The sequence below is a fragment of the Burkholderia sp. HI2761 genome (assembly GCF_002223355.1).
GTDB lineage: Bacteria > Pseudomonadota > Gammaproteobacteria > Burkholderiales > Burkholderiaceae > Burkholderia.
This window is the reverse complement of sequence record NZ_NKFN01000008.1, coordinates 262,189-278,768: the sequence shown is the minus strand read 5'-3', so window position 1 is coordinate 278,768 and position 16,580 is coordinate 262,189. Positions and strand designations below refer to the sequence as shown.

At 68.5% G+C, this 16,580-nt stretch carries 15 protein-coding genes; 9 read left to right on the top strand and 6 right to left on the bottom strand.

Annotated elements, in window-relative coordinates:
* Positions 1–183: 183 nt before the first annotated feature.
* Entirely contained in the window at positions 184–1,614 is a 1,431-nt protein-coding gene (locus tag CFB46_RS31245; protein ID WP_027786118.1) for an efflux transporter outer membrane subunit, read from the bottom strand.
* The gene (locus CFB46_RS31240) at positions 1,611–2,639 is read right to left on the bottom strand and encodes an HlyD family secretion protein (protein ID WP_027786117.1); all 1,029 of its coding nucleotides are present in this window, start codon (positions 2,637–2,639) and stop codon (positions 1,611–1,613) included. The genes CFB46_RS31245 and CFB46_RS31240 overlap by 4 nt, the downstream gene beginning before the upstream one ends.
* A gap of 83 nt (positions 2,640–2,722) precedes the next feature.
* Here CFB46_RS31240 and CFB46_RS31235 point away from each other — a divergent pair, with 83 nt between their 5' ends.
* Entirely contained in the window at positions 2,723–4,303 is a 1,581-nt protein-coding gene (locus tag CFB46_RS31235; protein WP_027786116.1) for an MFS transporter, read from the top strand.
* Positions 4,304–4,400: 97 nt separating this feature from the next.
* Here CFB46_RS31235 and CFB46_RS31230 read toward each other — a convergent pair whose 3' ends face one another.
* The gene (locus CFB46_RS31230) at positions 4,401–5,381 is read right to left on the bottom strand and encodes an alpha/beta fold hydrolase (protein WP_027786115.1); all 981 of its coding nucleotides are present in this window, start codon (positions 5,379–5,381) and stop codon (positions 4,401–4,403) included.
* A gap of 369 nt (positions 5,382–5,750) precedes the next feature.
* On the opposite strand from CFB46_RS31230, the gene CFB46_RS31225 reads away from it, so the two are divergent.
* The 6 genes from CFB46_RS31225 to CFB46_RS31205 all read left to right on the top strand — a co-directional run bounded on the left by CFB46_RS31225 (position 5,751) and on the right by CFB46_RS31205 (position 11,590).
* Positions 5,751–6,188: a DUF3331 domain-containing protein gene (locus CFB46_RS31225; protein WP_027786114.1), complete on the top strand. Its 438-nt coding sequence runs from the start codon at positions 5,751–5,753 to the stop codon at positions 6,186–6,188.
* 70 nt (positions 6,189–6,258) lie between these two features.
* A complete protein-coding gene (locus CFB46_RS31220; protein WP_027786113.1) occupies positions 6,259–7,080 on the top strand; it encodes an alpha/beta fold hydrolase in 822 nt (273 codons plus the stop codon).
* A 72-nt stretch (positions 7,081–7,152) separates the two neighbouring features.
* The gene (locus tag CFB46_RS36145; protein WP_152777545.1) at positions 7,153–7,431 is read left to right on the top strand and encodes a hypothetical protein; all 279 of its coding nucleotides are present in this window, start codon (positions 7,153–7,155) and stop codon (positions 7,429–7,431) included.
* A gap of 92 nt (positions 7,432–7,523) precedes the next feature.
* Positions 7,524–9,335 carry a winged helix-turn-helix domain-containing protein gene (locus CFB46_RS31215; RefSeq protein WP_027786112.1) on the top strand — a complete coding sequence of 604 codons (1,812 nt, stop codon included), beginning with the start codon at positions 7,524–7,526 and terminating at the stop codon, positions 9,333–9,335.
* Between the two features lie 230 nt (positions 9,336–9,565).
* Positions 9,566–9,991, top strand: a complete 426-nt coding sequence (locus tag CFB46_RS31210; protein WP_027786111.1) for a DoxX family protein — start codon at positions 9,566–9,568, stop codon at positions 9,989–9,991.
* A gap of 111 nt (positions 9,992–10,102) precedes the next feature.
* Positions 10,103–11,590, top strand: coding sequence for a mechanosensitive ion channel family protein (locus CFB46_RS31205; protein WP_027786110.1), 1,488 nt, complete (start codon positions 10,103–10,105; stop codon positions 11,588–11,590).
* 54 nt (positions 11,591–11,644) lie between these two features.
* Here CFB46_RS31205 and CFB46_RS31200 read toward each other — a convergent pair whose 3' ends face one another.
* Both CFB46_RS31200 and CFB46_RS31195 read right to left on the bottom strand, forming a co-directional pair.
* On the bottom strand, positions 11,645–12,553 hold the full coding sequence (locus CFB46_RS31200; protein WP_027786109.1) for a LysR family transcriptional regulator: 909 nt from the start codon (positions 12,551–12,553) through the stop codon (positions 11,645–11,647).
* Positions 12,554–12,644: 91 nt separating this feature from the next.
* A complete protein-coding gene (locus CFB46_RS31195) occupies positions 12,645–13,322 on the bottom strand; it encodes a hypothetical protein (protein ID WP_143751681.1) in 678 nt (225 codons plus the stop codon).
* Positions 13,323–13,429: 107 nt separating this feature from the next.
* Here CFB46_RS31195 and CFB46_RS31190 point away from each other — a divergent pair, with 107 nt between their 5' ends.
* Complete coding sequence (locus CFB46_RS31190) at positions 13,430–14,593, top strand: aldose epimerase family protein (protein WP_027786108.1); 1,164 nt, start codon at positions 13,430–13,432, stop codon at positions 14,591–14,593.
* 9 nt (positions 14,594–14,602) lie between these two features.
* Here the strand turns inward: CFB46_RS31190 and CFB46_RS31185 are convergent, their stop codons facing one another.
* The gene (locus tag CFB46_RS31185) at positions 14,603–15,574 is read right to left on the bottom strand and encodes an AraC family transcriptional regulator (RefSeq protein ID WP_027786107.1); all 972 of its coding nucleotides are present in this window, start codon (positions 15,572–15,574) and stop codon (positions 14,603–14,605) included.
* A 94-nt stretch (positions 15,575–15,668) separates the two neighbouring features.
* Here CFB46_RS31185 and CFB46_RS31180 point away from each other — a divergent pair, with 94 nt between their 5' ends.
* Entirely contained in the window at positions 15,669–16,502 is an 834-nt protein-coding gene (locus tag CFB46_RS31180; RefSeq protein WP_027786106.1) for an oxidoreductase, read from the top strand.
* Positions 16,503–16,580: the final 78 nt, after the last annotated feature.

Genomic DNA, 16,580 nt, shown 5'->3' with positions numbered 1-16,580 from the left:
CTGCGCGGCCGCTCATGAAGGCAGTCTACGCAGAGGCCGCGATGATTGCCTGAAGCGCGGGCTGAAACGTTCTGAAAGGTGTCCGGCCCCGGATCGACCGGGGTTCGGCGCCGGGGGCGGATGACGGCCGAGCGGGGGATACGCGGCATTGTGCGGCGCCGCGTCGCGGCCGGACCTTGATTGTCATGAAGCGGCCCGCGCGGCCCGCGCGTCGAGCGCCGGCGGCGTCCACCCGCCGCCCAGCGCACGCACGAGGCTCACCGTCGCGACGGCCAGCGCCTGCCGGCTGTGAATCAGCTGGCGCCGCGCATTCAGTGCATCGCGATCGGCGTCGATGACTTCCAGATAGCTGACGTAACCATGCGCGTAACGGCTCAGCGACAACCGCGCCGCCGCGTCCGTCGCGCGCGCCGCGTCGTCGTAGCGCACGATCCGCTCCTTTTGCGCGGCGATGTCGTTGAGCGCATCCTGCACGTCGCGCAATGCACCGATCGCGGTCGCGCGATAGTTTGCGTCGGCGATTTCGGTGCCGGCCCGCGCGGCGGCCACCGCGGCATCGCGCTTGCCGCCGTCGAACAGCGTCAGCGCGACGTTCGCGCCGAGACTCCACAGCGAGCTGTTGCGGTCGAGAAACGACCGCAGGTCGCGGGTGGCGAAACCGCCGTCGGCGGTCAGCGTCAGGGTCGGCAGCCACGCGGTGCGTGCGATGCCCAGTTCGAGCGACGCCGCATCGGCGCGCCGTGCCGCCGCGAATACGTCCGGGCGTTGGGCGAGCAGCGCGGACGGCAGCCCGGCCGGCACATCCGGCACGCGCACGGGCACGGCGCGCGTGTCGATGTCGAACGCGGTCGGCGATACGCCGGTCAGCACCGCAATGGCGTCGACGAGGTTCTCGCGCAGCCGGCGGCTCTCCGCGAGATCGGCATGCGCGGTATCGAGATCGGCCGACGCGCGCAGCCCGTCGAGATCGCTTGCCGCGCCGGCCCGCACGCGTGCGGCGATCACGTCGAGCGCGGTACGCCGCAACCCGATCGCGCGCATGAGTGTCATGAGATCGTCGTCGACGTAGCGCAGCGTCAGGTAGTCGACGGCCACTTCGGTTGCCACCCGAAGACGCACCGCATCGCGGTCGGCCGCCGCCTGCAGCACGTTCTGTCTGCCGATGTCGGCATCGCCGCGCAAGCGCCCCCACAGATCGACTTCGTAGCTCGCGGCGACGGGAACCGACCAGTTGTGCATCGTGCGCTTCGGCAGCGCGTTGTCGACCGTGCCGGATACGCGCGAGCGGCTGAACGACGGGTCGACGCGCACGCTTGGCGCCAGCGCGGCATCGCGCATGCCGAGCAGCGCTTGCGCCTGATCGACCCGCGCGGCCGCCGCGCGCAGGTCGAGGTTGTGCGCGAGCGCGGCGTCGACGAGGCGGCCGAGCTGTGGATCGCCGAACCCCGCGGGCCACTCGGCGAGCGACGGCGCGTGCGTATCGGTTGACGGATCGGCCGACGGATCGGCATGACGGAACCGGTCGGGCTCGACCGGGACGGGTGCGAGCGGCTGCGGTGCGATCGAGCACGCGGCCAGCAGGCTCGCGGCGAGCACGGCGAATGCGCGCTTCATCGCGATGTGCCGCCGTGCTGCAGCGTGACGACGACCGACAGCCCGGGCCGGATGCGCGGCTCCGACGCGGCCGGCCCGTCGAGCAGGATCTTCACGGGTACGCGCTGCGTGACCTTCGTGAAATTGCCGGTCGCGTTGTCGGGCGGCAGCAGCGCGAACTGCGCGCCCGTCGCGGGCGACAGGCTGTCGATGCGGCCGGTGAACGCGCGCCGCGGCAACGCATCGAAGCGCAGTTGGACGACGTCGCCGGCGCGCACGTGCCGCAGTTGCGTCTCGCGGAAATTGGCGACGATCCATGGATGCGGCTCGACCAGCGTGAGCAGTGCCTGGCCCGGCGCGACGTGTTCGCCGGTCTCGACGGTCTTCTTGCCGACGTAGCCGTCCGACGGCGCGACGACCGCCGTGTAGCCGAGTTGCAGCAGCGCGTCGCGCAATTCGGCATCGTTCTGGCTCGCTGCGGCATCGGCGGCCTGAGCGGCGGCGAGTGCGCTGCGCCGTTGCGCATCGGCCGCCGCGACGCGCGCGCGGGCGGATTTGCGTGCGGCATCGGCCGCGTCGAACTCCTGCTTCGACAAGCCGCGCGGCGTCTCGCGGGTCAGCTCGCGTGCGCGCGCGTAGTCGAGTTCGGCCTTGTCGGCATCGGCGTGCGCCGACACGAGCGCCGCGTCCGCCTGCTCGATCTGCGCGCGTGCGCGGCTCGCGTCGGCATGCGCCTGGGCGACGCGTGCGCGCTGCGCCGCGACGCGTACGTCGAAGTCGCGCCGGTCGATCTCGACGAGTGCGTCGCCCGCGTGCACGAACTGGTTGTCGTCGACGAGCACGCGCTCGACCGTGCCGGCGACGCGCGGCGAGATCACGTGCAGGTGGCCGGTCACGTATGCGTCGTCGGTGCCGCGATCGCGTGCGTCGAACTCGTACACGAGCAGTGCGACGAGCAGCAGCGCGATCATGGCGATCGCGACGATGGCCGGCCGTCGGGCGCGCGCGGACGCAGCGGGCGACGGCGTGGGGGAGGGTGGGGTCATGATCGGCAAACTCCATCGTACGGGCAGGATTCGACGCGCCGCGTTATGCTTGCGCCAGCTTGACAGGCGGGAGCCGCTCGACGATGAACACGACGTTCGCCACCGGCAGTGCCATGCCGGCGCCGGCCGCAGGCCCGGCCACCGACATCCCGACGTTTCGGTCGATCGCCGCGATCGCGGCCGTGCTGCTCGGCGCGATCATCGCGACGTTGACGTCGCGCATCACGTCGCTCGGGCTGGCCGACGTTCGCGGCGCGCTTGGCGTCGGCGTCGACGAAGGCGCGTGGATCAACACCGCGTTTACCGCGTCGCAGATGTTCGTCGGGCCGCTCGCGATCGCGGCGGCCTTCATGTTCGGCACGCGCCGCGTGTTGATGGCGGGCGCCGCGGTGTTTCTCTGTGCGGAAAGCGTGCTGCCGCTCTGCACGCAATTCGGCGCGTTCATCGTGTGCCAGGCGATCGCGGGGCTCGCATCCGGCGTGTTCGTGCCGTTGACGGTCGGCTTCGTCGTGCGCACGCTGCCGCCGCGGCTGATTCCGTTCGGCATCGCCGCGTATGCGATGAACCTGGAGATGTCGCTGAACCTGTCGGCCACGCTCGAAGGCTGGTACAGCGAACACCTGAGCTGGCGCTGGCTGTTCTGGCAGAACGCGGTGCTGACCGTGCCGTTCATCGCGTGCCTGATGGTGTCGCTCGCCGACGAGCCGATCAAGCGCTTCGCGTCCGGCATCGACGCGCGCGGAATGCTGCTCGGCGCGGGCGGCTTCGCGTGCCTGTGCATCGCGCTCGACCAGGGCGAGCGGCTGTTCTGGCTGCAGTCGCCGCTGATCGTCGCATTGCTGGCCGCCGGCATCCTGATGATCGCCGCGTTCCTGATTCACGAACTCGCGTCGCCGCGCGCGGGCCTCGATCTCGGCTACCTCGTGCGGCCCAACATCGCGCTGCTGATCGTGCTCGTCGGCCTCGTGCGCTTCACCGTGCTCAACACGAGCTTCATCCCGTCGCTGTTCCTCGCCAGCACGTACGGCCTTCGGCCGTTGCAGATCGGCGATACGCTGCGCTGGATCGCGATGCCGCAACTGCTGTTCGCGCCGTGCGTCGCGCTGTTGCTGCAGCGTGTCGATCCGCGGCGGCTCATCGTCGCCGGCTTCGCGATGGTGGCGATCGCGTTCGCGCTCGGGTCGCGGCTCACGCCGGTCTGGGCCGAGCCCGACTTCATTCCGTCGCAGTTGCTGCAGGCGCTCGGTCAGACGATGGCGCTCACGTCGGTCATCTTCTTCTTCGGCAAGCACGTGACGGCCGAACATGCGTTGACGTTCGGCGCGGTCGTGCAGACGACGCGCCTGCTGAGCGGGCAGCTCGGCACGACGTCGATCGCGGTGATTCAGCGCATCAGGGAGGCTACCCATTCGAATCTCGTCGGTCTGCATGTGTCGCTGTCGGATCCCGAGACGCTCGAGCGGCTGCGGGCCGGCGCGGCATCGCTGGTGGCGCATGGCGCCACGTTCGCGACGGGCAACCAGGCGGCCTATGCGCTCGTCGATCGCGCGGTGCGCGTGCAGGCCACCACGCTCGCGCTGGCCGACAACTTCCGCGTGGCGATGGCGTTCGCGCTCGCCGGTGCACTGCTCGGCATCCTGCTGCGTCCGGTGCGGGCGCCGTAAGCGCCGCATCGTGCGTCTGAAATAATCTGAAAATTCCTGAACGGCGCGTCTGCCGCGTCTGCCGCGGCGGCACGCGCGCCGCCGCGGCAGACGGCGCTTACGCTTGCAGGAACGCGAGCAGTTCGGCGTTGATGCGATCGGCGTTCACGACGCACATCCCGTGCGAGCCGCCCTCGATCACCTTCAGCACCGCGTGCTTCACGATCTTCGACGAGAGCCGGGCCGAATCGTCGATCGGCACGATCTGGTCGTCGTCGCCGTGCAGCACGAGCGTCGGCACGTCGATCTTCTTCAGGTCGTCGGTGTAGTCGACTTCGGAGAATTCCTTCACGCACAGGTACTGGCCGTGAATGCCGCCCATCATCCCCTGTGACCAGAAGGCGTCGATCGTGCCCTGCGACGGCTTCGCGTTCGGGCGGTTGAAGCCGAAGAACGGCACGGCGAGATCCTTGTAAAACTGCGAACGGTTCTCCGCGACGTTCTTGCGGATGCCGTCGAATACGTCCATCGGCAAGCCGCCCGGATTGGTCGGCGACTTCACCATCTGCGGCGGCACCGCGCCGATCAGCACGGCCTTCGACACGCGCTTCGTGCCATGGCGGCCGATGTAGCGCGCGACTTCGCCGCCACCGGTGGAGTGGCCGACGAGGGTGGCCTCGCGCACGTCGAGCGTGTCGAGCAGGGCGGCGAGATCGTCCGCGTACGTGTTCATGTCGTTGCCGAGCGACGGCTGGCTCGAACGGCCGTGGCCGCGGCGGTCGTGCGCGATCACGCGATAGCCGTGCTGCACGAGGAACAGCATCTGCGCATCCCAGGCGTCCGCGCACAGCGGCCAGCCGTGCGAGAACACGACCGGCCGGCCGCTGCCCCAGTCCTTGAAGTAGATCTGCGTGCCGTCCTTGGTGGTGATCGTGTTCATCGTGTGCGCTCCTGGGTGGGCTGAAGAGGTGCTGCGGGAAGGCGTGCCGGCTGCGGCCGCCATCGCGGGCAGGGCGGCTGCGGCGACGGCCGTCGCGCCGGCGAGCAGCATGTCGCGGCGGCGGGCCGACGCGACGGCATCGGTCTGTTCGGAATGCATCTGGACTCCTGAGGTATGCGGCTGCGATGCCGCACGGGATGGTGGATCGGTGGCGGTCTGCCGCGGCCATCCCGCCCGGCAGCCGTCCGGCCTGCGCCCGCCGCGCGACGACTGGTGCGCGCGGACGAACGAATGCCGTCAGGAGCGTATCCCGGCGCGGTGCGCGCCGTACTGAAATCCGGCTGAATTTTCTTGAACGCCGCGGCGTGGCGAGCGGATTTTGCCGCGCTGCAGAAAAATTAAGCGCGCGACCGGGACTCTTCAGCGAACGGCGGCTATCGTCAGCATCGGGTCACCGGCACACGTTGCGCACCATGCGAACGGCGCCGGCCGGCCCGCGCCGACCGTCACCTGCCTAGATATGCCGCCATGGACGCCTTCAATCGTTGGGAGCACATGATCACGTCGCTCAGGCCGTCGCCCGCCGCGAGCCTCCGGATGATGCCGATGCCGCGCGAGCGGACGGCCGACGGCTCGCGTCGCCCGCATCGGGACGACGCGCCGATGCCCTCGAGCGGCGACGTGCGCCGCCGCTGCGCGATCATCGCCGTCGAGCGGCAAACCGATTCGTCGATGCTGGTGTCGTGGAGCGACCCGACGCGCTGCCGCTACGACGAACAACGCTGGATCAGCGCGAAGGCGCGCGGGCCCGGGCTCGGCCGTTGCGCGCTCACCGGGCAGCCGATCCGGACCGGCGACGCGATCTACAAACCTCAGTGGCGCGGCGAGAAGCGCCCCGCGAATTGCCGCGAAATGATTCTCGCGACGGCGCTCGAGCAATTCGTCGCCCGGCAGTCCCGGGCATGACGTGCGGCGCCACACGCTTCGGCCGCGTCCGCGCACGCGCACGCGGCTTCCCTACTCGAAAGGAACCATCATGAGCACGTTCACCACCCGCGACGGCGTATCGATTCATTACAAGGACTGGGGCAGCGGCCGCCCGGTCGTGTTCATTCACGGCTGGCCGCTGAATGCCGACATGTGGGACGTGCAGATGCATCATCTCGCGTCGCACGGCCTGCGCTGCATCGCGTACGACCGGCGTGGCTTCGGGCGATCCGATCAACCCTGGAGCGGGTACGACTACGACACGCTGGCCGACGATCTCGCGACGCTGCTCGAGACGCTCGACCTGCATGACGTGACGCTCGTCGGTTTTTCGATGGGCGGCGGCGAGGTGGCGCGCTACATCGGCCGGCACGGTACGCGCCGCATCGCGAAGGCGGTGCTGATCGGCTCGGTGACGCCGCTCATGACGCGGCGCGACGATCATCCGGACGGCGTGGACGTCGCGGTATTCGACGGCATTCGCGCCGGCATCGTGGCCGATCGCGCGGCGTTTTTCGACAGCTTCTGGCCGCTGTTTACCGGATCGAACCGCGACGGTTCGACGGTTTCGCGCGCGGCGCTCGACTGGACGTCGTTCATGGCGCTGCAAGGCGGGATGAAGGGCACGCTCGATTGCGTTCGCGCGTTTTCCGAGACCGATTTCCGTGCCGACCTGCAACGGTTCGACGTGCCGACGCTCGTGATTCACGGCGACGACGACCAGACGGCGCCGCTCGCGCTGACGGGCGCCGCGACGGCGAAACGCATTCCGCATGCGACGCTGAGCGTCTACGAAGGCGGCCCGCACGCGCTCTACCTGACGCACGCGGCCAGGTTGAACGACGAGTTGCTGGCGTTCGCGCAGGCCTGAGCGAGCGAGGCATGCAGGCGGCGGGGCGGGCATGCGCGCCCGTTCCGCGCGGCGAATCGCGCCGCGAACGCAGTGAAACAAGCCGATGGACATTCGACCGCCGCAGTAATAGAAGGGCCTGAAAATAACCGGCCGGTCGAATCAAAACAAAAAAAGCACCGCATTGCTCCAATGGAAAACGATTCGTCTGATATATCGAAATCGTATTCATGGACGCATGCACGATTTGCACATGAAACGTGCGCGGCTCCGCCGCATTTCGGTGCAGGCGCGCAAAGCGGCGCCGCATCTCACTTCGCGGCGTTTTTTTGTCATTTCAAAAAATTCGAGCCGTTCATTCTGATAATTTGAATCATTCGACCATGCAAATACCGTAGCATTGATGCCGAACCGGCACCGGTTTCAATCGGAGCGCCGTTGAATGTCACCCACAAGAAATTCCCATGATCCGGATTGGAACACTTCACGTTTTTCTCGACAGACGTGAAATTCGTTCGAACGGCAAGCTGCTGCGTATCGGCAGCCGCGCATTCGAAATTCTCGAGCTGTTGATTCGGGCGAACGGTGCGCTGGTATCGAAAGACGACATCATGCAGCGCGTCTGGCCGCACACCGTGGTGGAGGAAAACAACCTGCAGGTGCACATCGCTTCGCTGCGCAAGGCGCTGGCCGGCGACCGCAACCTGATCGTGACGGTGCCCGGCCGCGGCTATCGGCTGGTCGTCGAGCAGGACGACGGCGATGCGCCCGTGCGTCCCGCGATGTGGCGGCCGTCCGCGGCGCCGAGCGCGTTGTTCGGCCGCGAACAGACGGTCGCCGACGTGCTGGCCGCACTGCGGAGCGCGCGCGTCGTGACGCTGGTCGGCGCGGGCGGCATCGGCAAGACACGGGTCGCGATCGAGGCGGCCGCGCGCGCCGACGCGCATTTTCCCGAAGGCACAGTATTCGTTTCGCTCGCCACCGTCGCGTGTCCGCGCTTCGTGCCGGACGCGCTCGCGGGCGCGTTCGGCATCGCGCAGCCGACCGGGTCGCTGACGCTCGAGGCGGTGCTTGCCAGCGTCGCGCGCCGCCGGATGCTGCTCGTGCTCGACAATTGCGAGCACCTGCTCGACGCCGCCGCGCGGATCGCGAGCGCGCTCACCGATGCGGACGACGGGCTGTGCGTGCTCGCGACGAGCCGGGAATCGCTGCGCATCCACGGCGAGCGCGTGTATCCGGTGCCGCCGCTCGACGTACTCGACGAAGGTGCCGGCGAGCGCGACGCGATGCGCGCGAGCGCGGTGCAATTGTTCGCGGCGCGTGCACGGGCGGCCGACCCGCGTTTTCCGCTCGATGCGCGCAGCCTGTCGTTGATGGCGTCGGTCTGCCGTCGCCTCGACGGCCTGCCGCTCGCGATCGAGCTGGCCGCGGCCCGTGCCGCCGTGCTGGGCATCGACGTGCTGGCCGCCCATCTCGACGATCACTTTCGGCTGCTGACCGGCGGTTTTCGCACCGCGTTGCCGCGCCATCAGACGCTGCAGGCGATGTACGACTGGAGCTACCGGTTGCTCGGGGAAGCCGAGCGCCTGCTGCTGCGATGGCTCGGCGTGTTCCGCGACGGCTTCTCGATCGAGGCCGTGCGCGAAGTCGTCGGTGCCAACGGGCCGGCCGGCGCCGACCTGCTCGATACGATCGCCGGCCTCGTGTCGAAGTCGCTGCTGATCCTCGAAACCGCGAACGGCGCGCCGCGCTATCGGCTGCTGACCACGACGCGGGCCTACGCGCTACAGCAGCTCGACAGTCACGGCGAGCGGGCGGCTGCCGCACGCGCGCATGCGACCTACTTCCTCGCGTTGTTCCGGCGCGCGACCTACGGCGGCGGCGAGCCGGGCAGCGAGGCGGGGAGCACGGCCCGGCTCGATGCGGTCCGACGCGAACTCGGCAATCTGCGTGCCGCGCTCGACTGGGCATTTTCGGCGCATGGCGACGCGGAACTCGGCATCGCGCTCGCGGCCGTCGCGGTGCCTTGCCTGTTCAATCTGTCGCTCGTCGACGAATGTCGCGAGCGGGCGCGCGCCGCGCTCGATGCGATGCGCGACGCGGACGCGGACGCGACCCCGGTGTCCGACGACGCGCGCGTGCGATTGCTGGCCGCGTATGCGGCTGCGCTCGCGCATACGGCAGGGTCGACCCAGGTCGCGCATGATGTGTGGTCGGAAGTGCACGCGCTCGGGCTCGGTGCGGCCGAGGCCGAGTTGCCGTCGCGCGAGTCGTGACACCGGCTTCGTGCGCATCGGTCACGTTTCAGAACGATTCAGCCCGGTTACAGGACAGCGGCAGGCGGCACGCGTAGATTGCGTGAACGGCGGGCGCCGGCACGCCGTCGGCACGCGTGCGCGCCGACCCCGAGCGCCCGTCGACATCGCGCGACCTCACTGAACGCCGGCGCGGCGAAATGCCCGGCGTGCGCGTCGTCGCGCATCCCGCTCAACCGACGAACCGCCGCATGAAACCTGACCCATCCGACCTTTCCCGTCACGCGACCGACCTCGGCCTGCTGTTCCTGCGTGTCGCCGCCAGCGTGCTGCTGATCGTGGTTCACGGCTTGCCGAAGATCGTTCATTACACAGCCGAAGCCGCCGCCATCGAGGATCCGTTCCATCTCGGCCGCACGCTGTCGATCCTGTTCGCGATCTTCGCGGAGGTCGTGTGCCCGATCTTCATGATCGTCGGTCTGTACCCGCGGCTGGCGGCGCTTCCGGTGATGATCGTCACGCTCGTCGCGCTGGTGTTCGTTCACCCTGACTGGCCGCTGCGCGATGCGCAGTTCGCGTGGATGCTGCTGATCCTGTTCGGCACGATCGCGATCGCGGGCGCCGGCCGCTATGTGTTGCGGCTGCCGTTGCCGGGTGTCATGCAGCGGCGCGACTAGCCGCTGCCAGCGCGTCGGCGGCCCGCACGCGATGTGCCTGCCGGTTCCGTGCCCGCAGCGACCTACGTGCTGCCGCTTTCACCCTTTCGCGCGCCGCGCTTGCGATCCGACATGTTGAATTTCTCCGATACGGCGCTCTACGGCGCGCCGATCGTGCTGGCCGACCTCGCCGCGTGGCGGCTGTTCGGGCGCGCGCGCTCCATGGCTCGTGCCGTCCGTCGATGCGCGGCGTTCGCCGCGCTGAGCGCCGTGCTGTTCGCGACCGGCATCAGCCCGCTCGCCGTTCCCGCCTCGCTAGGCGGGCTCGACCGAATCGTGGTCCAGGCCGTCTGCATCGCATGGTGGCTCCAGTGCGCGATCGTGTTCAGTCTGCTGATCAATCATCTGCTGCTGCCGCGTGCGTGGCGCAACCAGCGTCTCTTTCACGACATCGCCGAAGGCATCGTGTTCGGCGCGGCCGCGGTGGCCGCGCTGGGCTACGTGCTCGGCCTGCCGCTGAGCGGCCTGGTCGCGACATCCGGCGCCGTCGCGGTGATCCTCGGTCTCGCGCTCCAGAACACGCTGAACGACGTGTTCTCCGGGCTCGTACTGAATACCACGCAACCGTTCCGGCTCGACGATACGGTTTCGATCGGCGAACTCGAAGGGCGGATCGTCGAGAGCAACTGGCGGGCGACGAAGCTGATCGACAGTCTCGGCAACCTGGTCGTCGTGCCGAACAGCACCGCGGCGCGCGCGACGATCGTGAATCTCAGCGAACCCGCGGGCCTGCACGGCGTCACGCTCGTGCTCGACCTCGATCCCGCGGTACGGCCGGCCGTGGCCGTCGGCGCACTGGAGCGGGCCGCGGCGAGTTCGCTCGACGTGCTCGCGCGCCCCGCGCCGATCGCCGTCGTGAAGGCCTTCCGCGCGAACGCGATCCAGTACGAACTCGTCTGCTACGTCGACGCCCTGCTGAAGAAAACCGCCGTGCGCAACGCGCTCTACGATCTCGCGCATCGGCATCTGGCCGCGGCAGGCGTCGCGTGGCGGCCGCTCGCGGGCGCTGCGGCGGCGCCTGCATCGTCATCGATATCGCAAGGGCATCCGGTATCGCGTCGGCTGCTGCTGTTGCGTGCGGTCGAATTGTTCGCGTGCGTCGACGACGACGATCTGGCCGTGCTGGCGGATGCGCTGGTAGTGCGTTCGTTCGGCAGGGGCGACGTGATCTATGCGTCGAATTCGGAGTCGCGCGTGCTGACGGTCGTCGAATCGGGCGTCGCGGCGGTGTTCGTGCCGGGCGCGTCCGGCGATGTCGAAGTCAGGCGGATGGCGCCGGGCGATGCGATCGGGCAGTCGGTCGTGCTCGCCGGCACGCGGCTACACGCAACCGTCCACGCGGTGACCGCGATGACCGTGCATCAGTTGCGCAGCGAGGATCTGTCGGCGCTGATCGCCAGGAAGCCGGCGCTCGGCAGGCTGATGTGCGAGTCGCTCACCGACCATATCGCGACCGAGGAAAGGATGATGATTCCGCCGGTCGAGAAGGCGCACGCGGGATTCAGCCTGATCGGGTGGCTCGAGAAGGAAATGAAACGGCTGCACGATTCGCTCGGCTGACGCACGGCCGGATCGCGAGGGCCGCCCGCGGGCTGCGGCCCGTGAACGGGTGCGTCAGTCCGGCGTCGTGAACCGATCGACGAGATCGGGCTGGTCGAGTTGCTCGACCCACCAGTGCAGCGCGCGGCCCGCTTCGTCGCCGCGCCATGCGAGATAGCAGTGCGTGGTATCGCGCATGCCCGTCACCTGGCGCGCGACGAGCTTGCCGTCGGCGATCGCGCGCGCCGCGATGCATTCCGGCAGGGTGCCGACCGCGAGCCCTTCGCACTGCGCTTCGAGTTTCGCTGCCAGCGTCGGTACCGCGAGGTACGGCTGGCCTGCGTCGATCGCGACCGACTGCGGCTGCAATTCGCGCGACGTATCGCTGATCACCGCGCCGCGATACTGGACGACCGACGCCATCGACAGCGGTTCGGGCAGCGACGCGAGCGGATGGGACGGCGCGACCGCGAACAGATGTTTGAGCGAGCCGATCGGCCGCGCGATGATGCCCGGCAATTCCGGCGGTTCGCCCGCCGCGCCGACGACGAGATCCGCCCGCCGCGAAATCAGTGCATCCCACGCGCCGCCGAGCACTTCGGTCGACAATCGCAGCCGCGTGTCCATCCCGAGCGCATAGAACCGGTGTACATACGGCCACAGCGCGCCGAACGGCAGGATCTCGTCGATACAGACGCGGACTTCCGTTTCCCAGCCCTGTTGCGCACGCAGCGCCTTCATTTCGAGTTGCTCGGCCGCGCGCAGCAGACGCCGGCCTTCCTCGACGACGATGCGGCCCGCATGCGTGAGCTTCGCGCGCCGTCCGCTGCGGTCGAACAGCGCCACGCCGAGATCGCTTTCGAGTTTCTGCACCAGGTAGGTCAGCGCGGACGGGACGCGATGCAGCAGTTCCGCTGCTTCGGCGAAGGTTCCGGTGCGGTCGATCGCGTCCAGGGCTTCGAGCGCTTCGAATGACAGCTTCATCGCGAATTCCGGTAGGGTGGCTGGCGCATCATACCAGTGCCGGTACGGCGCGGGCGCCGGGCGAGCCGGTCCGTCGCGACGTGCTCGGCGTTCATGCGTAGAAGTCGATCAGCGTGTCGAGATTGCGTTGCGCGCGCCGCTCGAGCGGCGCGAATTCCGCCGATTGAAACAGCGGGGCCTGCTCGCGCAGATGCTCGAGCGCCTGCTTGCGGCCGGCGCGGAAGCTTGCCGACGGCGCATCGGGATCCTGCGCCCACTCGCGTGCAATTGCGCGGTCGTACTCGTGAAGCCGGTCGGGCGCGGCCGCGAGGATCGCGAGATCGGCGTCGAGAAAAATCCGCCCCGCGCGCTGCAATTGCGGATCGGCGGCGAACGTTTCGGGCAGCCGGTGCGACCGCGTCGCGAGGACGAAATCGGCTGCGACGGACACATGCGACGCGTGCGCGTGCAACCATGGAGCGGTACAGTGCGTGTTCGTGACCTGCGCGAGCCATTGCGCGCTGCGCGCTTCGTTGTCCGCGTAGTCGGGCAGCGTCGTCGCGTAGACGACATCGTGGGCCCATACCGCAAGCTCGATGGCCGGCCACAGCGGTTGCGACCGATACGGCGCGAGGTGCGCGAACAGTTCCGCCAGATGCGCGAGCGTGTGATAGAAGCGCTGCGGCTCGCCATAGGCGTGCGCGACGAGCGGCCACACGGCCGCCGTGCCGAAGCAGGCGTCGCAGGCGGCGCGCAGCGTGCGCTCGATATCGGGGGTGACGGCATTCATGGCGGCGATCGGCTCGGGCGGACGATGCGCGCAGCATAACAAACGCGGCGACGTGCAGGCATGCAACTTGCGCGCGAGCACGGCCCGCACCCCCTTCGGAGGTTTCCATGAAACGATGCTGGCCGCGACAATCGATGCTCGCGATAGGTGTGTCCGCGATATTCGGGCTGCATGCAGCCGCCGCATCGGCAGCGCCCGACGTCTCGATCAGCCGTGCGGATTACGGGACGACCGCGAGCGGGCAGGCGGTGAGCCAGTACACGCTCGCGAACCGGCACGGCGTGACGCTGAAAGTCATCACGTATGGCGGCATCGTGACTGCACTCGACGTGCCGGACCGCACCGGCCGCGTTTCCGACATCGTGCTCGGCTTCGATTCGCTGCGCGACTACGAAGCGCACAACGGCAACATCCATTTCGGCGCGCTGATCGGCCGGTATGCGAACCGCATTGCGGGCGGGCGTTTTACGCTCGACGGCAAAACGTGGAAGCTGCCGGTCAACGACGGGCCCAACACGCTGCACGGCGGCCCCGACAGTTTCGACGCGAAGGTGTGGACGGTCACCGGCACGCACAGCGACGCGAGCGGTTCGAGCGTCACGCTGCGCTACGTGAGCCCCGACGGCGAGAACGGTTTTCCCGGCACGTTGACGACGGACGTGACCTACACGCTGACCCGCGACGATCAGATCCGCATCGACTACCGCGCAACGACCGACAAGGACACGGTCGTGAACCTGACCAACCACAGCTACTTCAATCTGGCGGGGCAGGCCGGGGGCAGCGTCGAGCGGCAACTGATCGAGATCGCCGCATCGCGTTTTACGCCCACCGACGACACGTCGATTCCGACCGGGCAACTGGCGAGCGTCGCCGGCACGCCGATGGATCTGCGCCAGTTGACGCCGATCGGCGCGCATCTGCGCGATGCGTATCCGCAGCTCGCGATCGCCCATGGCTACGATCAGAACTGGGTGCTGGACCAGGGCGGTCAGCCGGCGCCGGCGTTTGCGGCGCGCGCTTACGACCCGGCGTCGGGGCGTTTCCTCGAGCTGTATACGACGCAGCCGGGGCTGCAGTTCTATACGGCCAACGGGTTGAACGGCAGTGTCGCGGGCAAGGGCGGCACGGTCTACCGGCAAACCGATGCGTTCGCGCTGGAAGCCGAGCATTTCCCCGATTCGCCGAATCATCCGGCCTTCCCGTCGACGGTGCTCAAGCCGGGCGAGACGCTGCACGAAGTGACGGTGTGGCGGGTGGGGGCGCGATGAGGGACGCTTTCAATGCGACGACACGAACACCGCATCGTCGAACGCCTCCGGAATCGCGAAGCTCGCGCGCATGCGCTGCGTTTCCTTCGCCGGCGTCAAGCCGAACAGGCGCTTGAATTCCCGGCTGAACTGCGACGGGCTCGTATAGCCGACCGCGTAGCCGGCCGCCTCCGCCGTCAGGTCCCGACGCACCATCAATAACCGCGCCTGATGCAGGCGCGTCGACTTCAGGTACTGCATCGGCGACACCTGCGTGATCGCCTTGAAATGACTGTGAAAGCTCGGCACGCTCATGCCGGCCGCGTCGGCCAGTTGCGACACGTCGAGCGGCCGCGCGTAATCGGTGTGGATCACGCGCAATGCGCGCCCGATCCGGCCGAATTGCCCGCGCATCGCCAGTGCGCTGCGCATCGCGTCACCCTGCGCGCCGGTCAGCACGCGGAAATACAGCTCGCGAAGCAGCGTCGGGCCGAGCACCGCGGCGTCGAGCGGCCGCTGCATCGCCTCGACGAAACGCAGCACCGACGCGTGCATCGCTTCGTCCATCGGCGTCGACATCATGCTCTTCGGCGCCTGCACGGTTTGCGCGAGGCCGGCGCGATCGATCTGCGCGGCGAGCTCGGCGGCCAGCGTGAAATCCAGGTGCAGGTACAGCGCGAGCAGCGGGCGCTCGGGCGTGGCGTCGGTTTCCATGCTGAACGGGACGGGCACGGAGACGGCCAGGTAATGACGCTCGTCGTACAGATAGCGCTCGCCGCCGAAGTAGCCGCGCTTCGATCCCTGGCACACGATCACGATGCCCGGGTCGTACAGCACCGGCGTGCGCGATAGCGCGCGGTTCGAGCGCAGGATGCGCACGCTCGGCAGCGCCGTCAGGTTGTAGCCTTCGTCGGGCGCCAGCGCGCGCAGCAGCGTCACCAGGCGCTTCCGGTCGCGCGGGGGCAGCGCAGGAGATCGGGCGGGGGCGGGCGAGCGGTTCATAGTTTTGTGCAAGAAAATCAGCGGAATCGGGCTTATTCGGCGCAGTTCGTCAGACTAGTATGCACGCTTCGATCGACATTCGGGAGAAGCTCACATGGCATCCGGCAACATCATGCTCATTACCGGCGTCAGCAGCGGTTTCGGCCGTGCGCTTGCCTGCGAGGCGCTGGCCGCCGGTCACACGGTGGTCGGTACGGTGCGCAGCGCGCAGGCGGCGCGCGACTTCGAGGCGCTGTCCGCGCACGCGGCCGTCGCGCGCGTGCTCGACGTGACCGACTTCGACCGCATCGACGGCGTCGTCGCGGACATCGAGGCGAACGTCGGGCCCGTCGACGTGCTGGTGAACAACGCGGGTTACGGGCACGAAGGGATCATGGAGGAGGCGCCGCTCGACGAGATGCGCCGGCAGTTCGACGTGAACGTGTTCGGCGCGGTCGCGATGATGAAGGCCGTCGTGCCGTTCATGCGCGAACGCCGGCGCGGCCGCATCCTGAACATCACGTCGATGGGCGGTCACATCACGATGCCGGGCATCGCGTATTACTGCGGCAGCAAGTTCGCGCTGGAAGGCATTTCCGAAACTCTCGGCAAGGAGCTCGAGCCGTTCGGCATTGCGGTGACGGCCGTGGCGCCGGGCTCGTTCCGCACGGACTGGGCCGGCCGCTCGATGGCGCGCACGCCGCGCTCGATTGCCGACTACGACGCGCTGTTCGACCCGATCCGACGTGCGCGCGAGGAGAAAAGCGGCAAGCAGTTGGGCGACCCCGCGAAGGCTGCGCGGGCGATGCTCGCCGTGATCGCAGCGGACCATCCGCCCGCGCATCTGCTGCTCGGCAGCGACGCGCTGCGGCTCGTGCGAAACAAACTGTCGGCGCTGGACGACGAAATCCGCGCGTGGGAAGCCGTGACGGTGTCGACGGACGGCTGACGCGCGCGGCATCGTTCATTTCCCGTCGGTGGATGATCGGCCCTCGCGGCCCGCGATGGCATTGGGGTTTCACAATAA

What these genes read in the sequence shown, in the direction of transcription:
- CFB46_RS31205 (WP_027786110.1), top strand. Translation starts at nt 10,103, where the DNA reads ATGTTGAATTTCTCCGATACGGCGCTCTACGGCGCGCCGATCGTGCTG.
- CFB46_RS31180 (WP_027786106.1), top strand. Translation starts at nt 15,669, where the DNA reads ATGGCATCCGGCAACATCATGCTCATTACCGGCGTCAGCAGCGGTTTC.
- CFB46_RS31200 (WP_027786109.1), bottom strand. Translation starts at nt 12,553, where the DNA reads ATGAAGCTGTCATTCGAAGCGCTCGAAGCCCTGGACGCGATCGACCGC.
- CFB46_RS31235 (WP_027786116.1), top strand. Translation starts at nt 2,723, where the DNA reads ATGAACACGACGTTCGCCACCGGCAGTGCCATGCCGGCGCCGGCCGCA.
- CFB46_RS31210 (WP_027786111.1), top strand. Translation starts at nt 9,566, where the DNA reads ATGAAACCTGACCCATCCGACCTTTCCCGTCACGCGACCGACCTCGGC.
- CFB46_RS31245 (WP_027786118.1), bottom strand. Translation starts at nt 1,614, where the DNA reads ATGAAGCGCGCATTCGCCGTGCTCGCCGCGAGCCTGCTGGCCGCGTGC.
- CFB46_RS31230 (WP_027786115.1), bottom strand. Translation starts at nt 5,381, where the DNA reads ATGCATTCCGAACAGACCGATGCCGTCGCGTCGGCCCGCCGCCGCGAC.
- CFB46_RS31185 (WP_027786107.1), bottom strand. Translation starts at nt 15,574, where the DNA reads ATGAACCGCTCGCCCGCCCCCGCCCGATCTCCTGCGCTGCCCCCGCGC.
- CFB46_RS31225 (WP_027786114.1), top strand. Translation starts at nt 5,751, where the DNA reads ATGGACGCCTTCAATCGTTGGGAGCACATGATCACGTCGCTCAGGCCG.
- CFB46_RS31195 (WP_143751681.1), bottom strand. Translation starts at nt 13,322, where the DNA reads ATGAATGCCGTCACCCCCGATATCGAGCGCACGCTGCGCGCCGCCTGC.
- CFB46_RS31190 (WP_027786108.1), top strand. Translation starts at nt 13,430, where the DNA reads ATGAAACGATGCTGGCCGCGACAATCGATGCTCGCGATAGGTGTGTCC.
- CFB46_RS31240 (WP_027786117.1), bottom strand. Translation starts at nt 2,639, where the DNA reads ATGACCCCACCCTCCCCCACGCCGTCGCCCGCTGCGTCCGCGCGCGCC.
- CFB46_RS31215 (WP_027786112.1), top strand. Translation starts at nt 7,524, where the DNA reads ATGATCCGGATTGGAACACTTCACGTTTTTCTCGACAGACGTGAAATT.
- CFB46_RS31220 (WP_027786113.1), top strand. Translation starts at nt 6,259, where the DNA reads ATGAGCACGTTCACCACCCGCGACGGCGTATCGATTCATTACAAGGAC.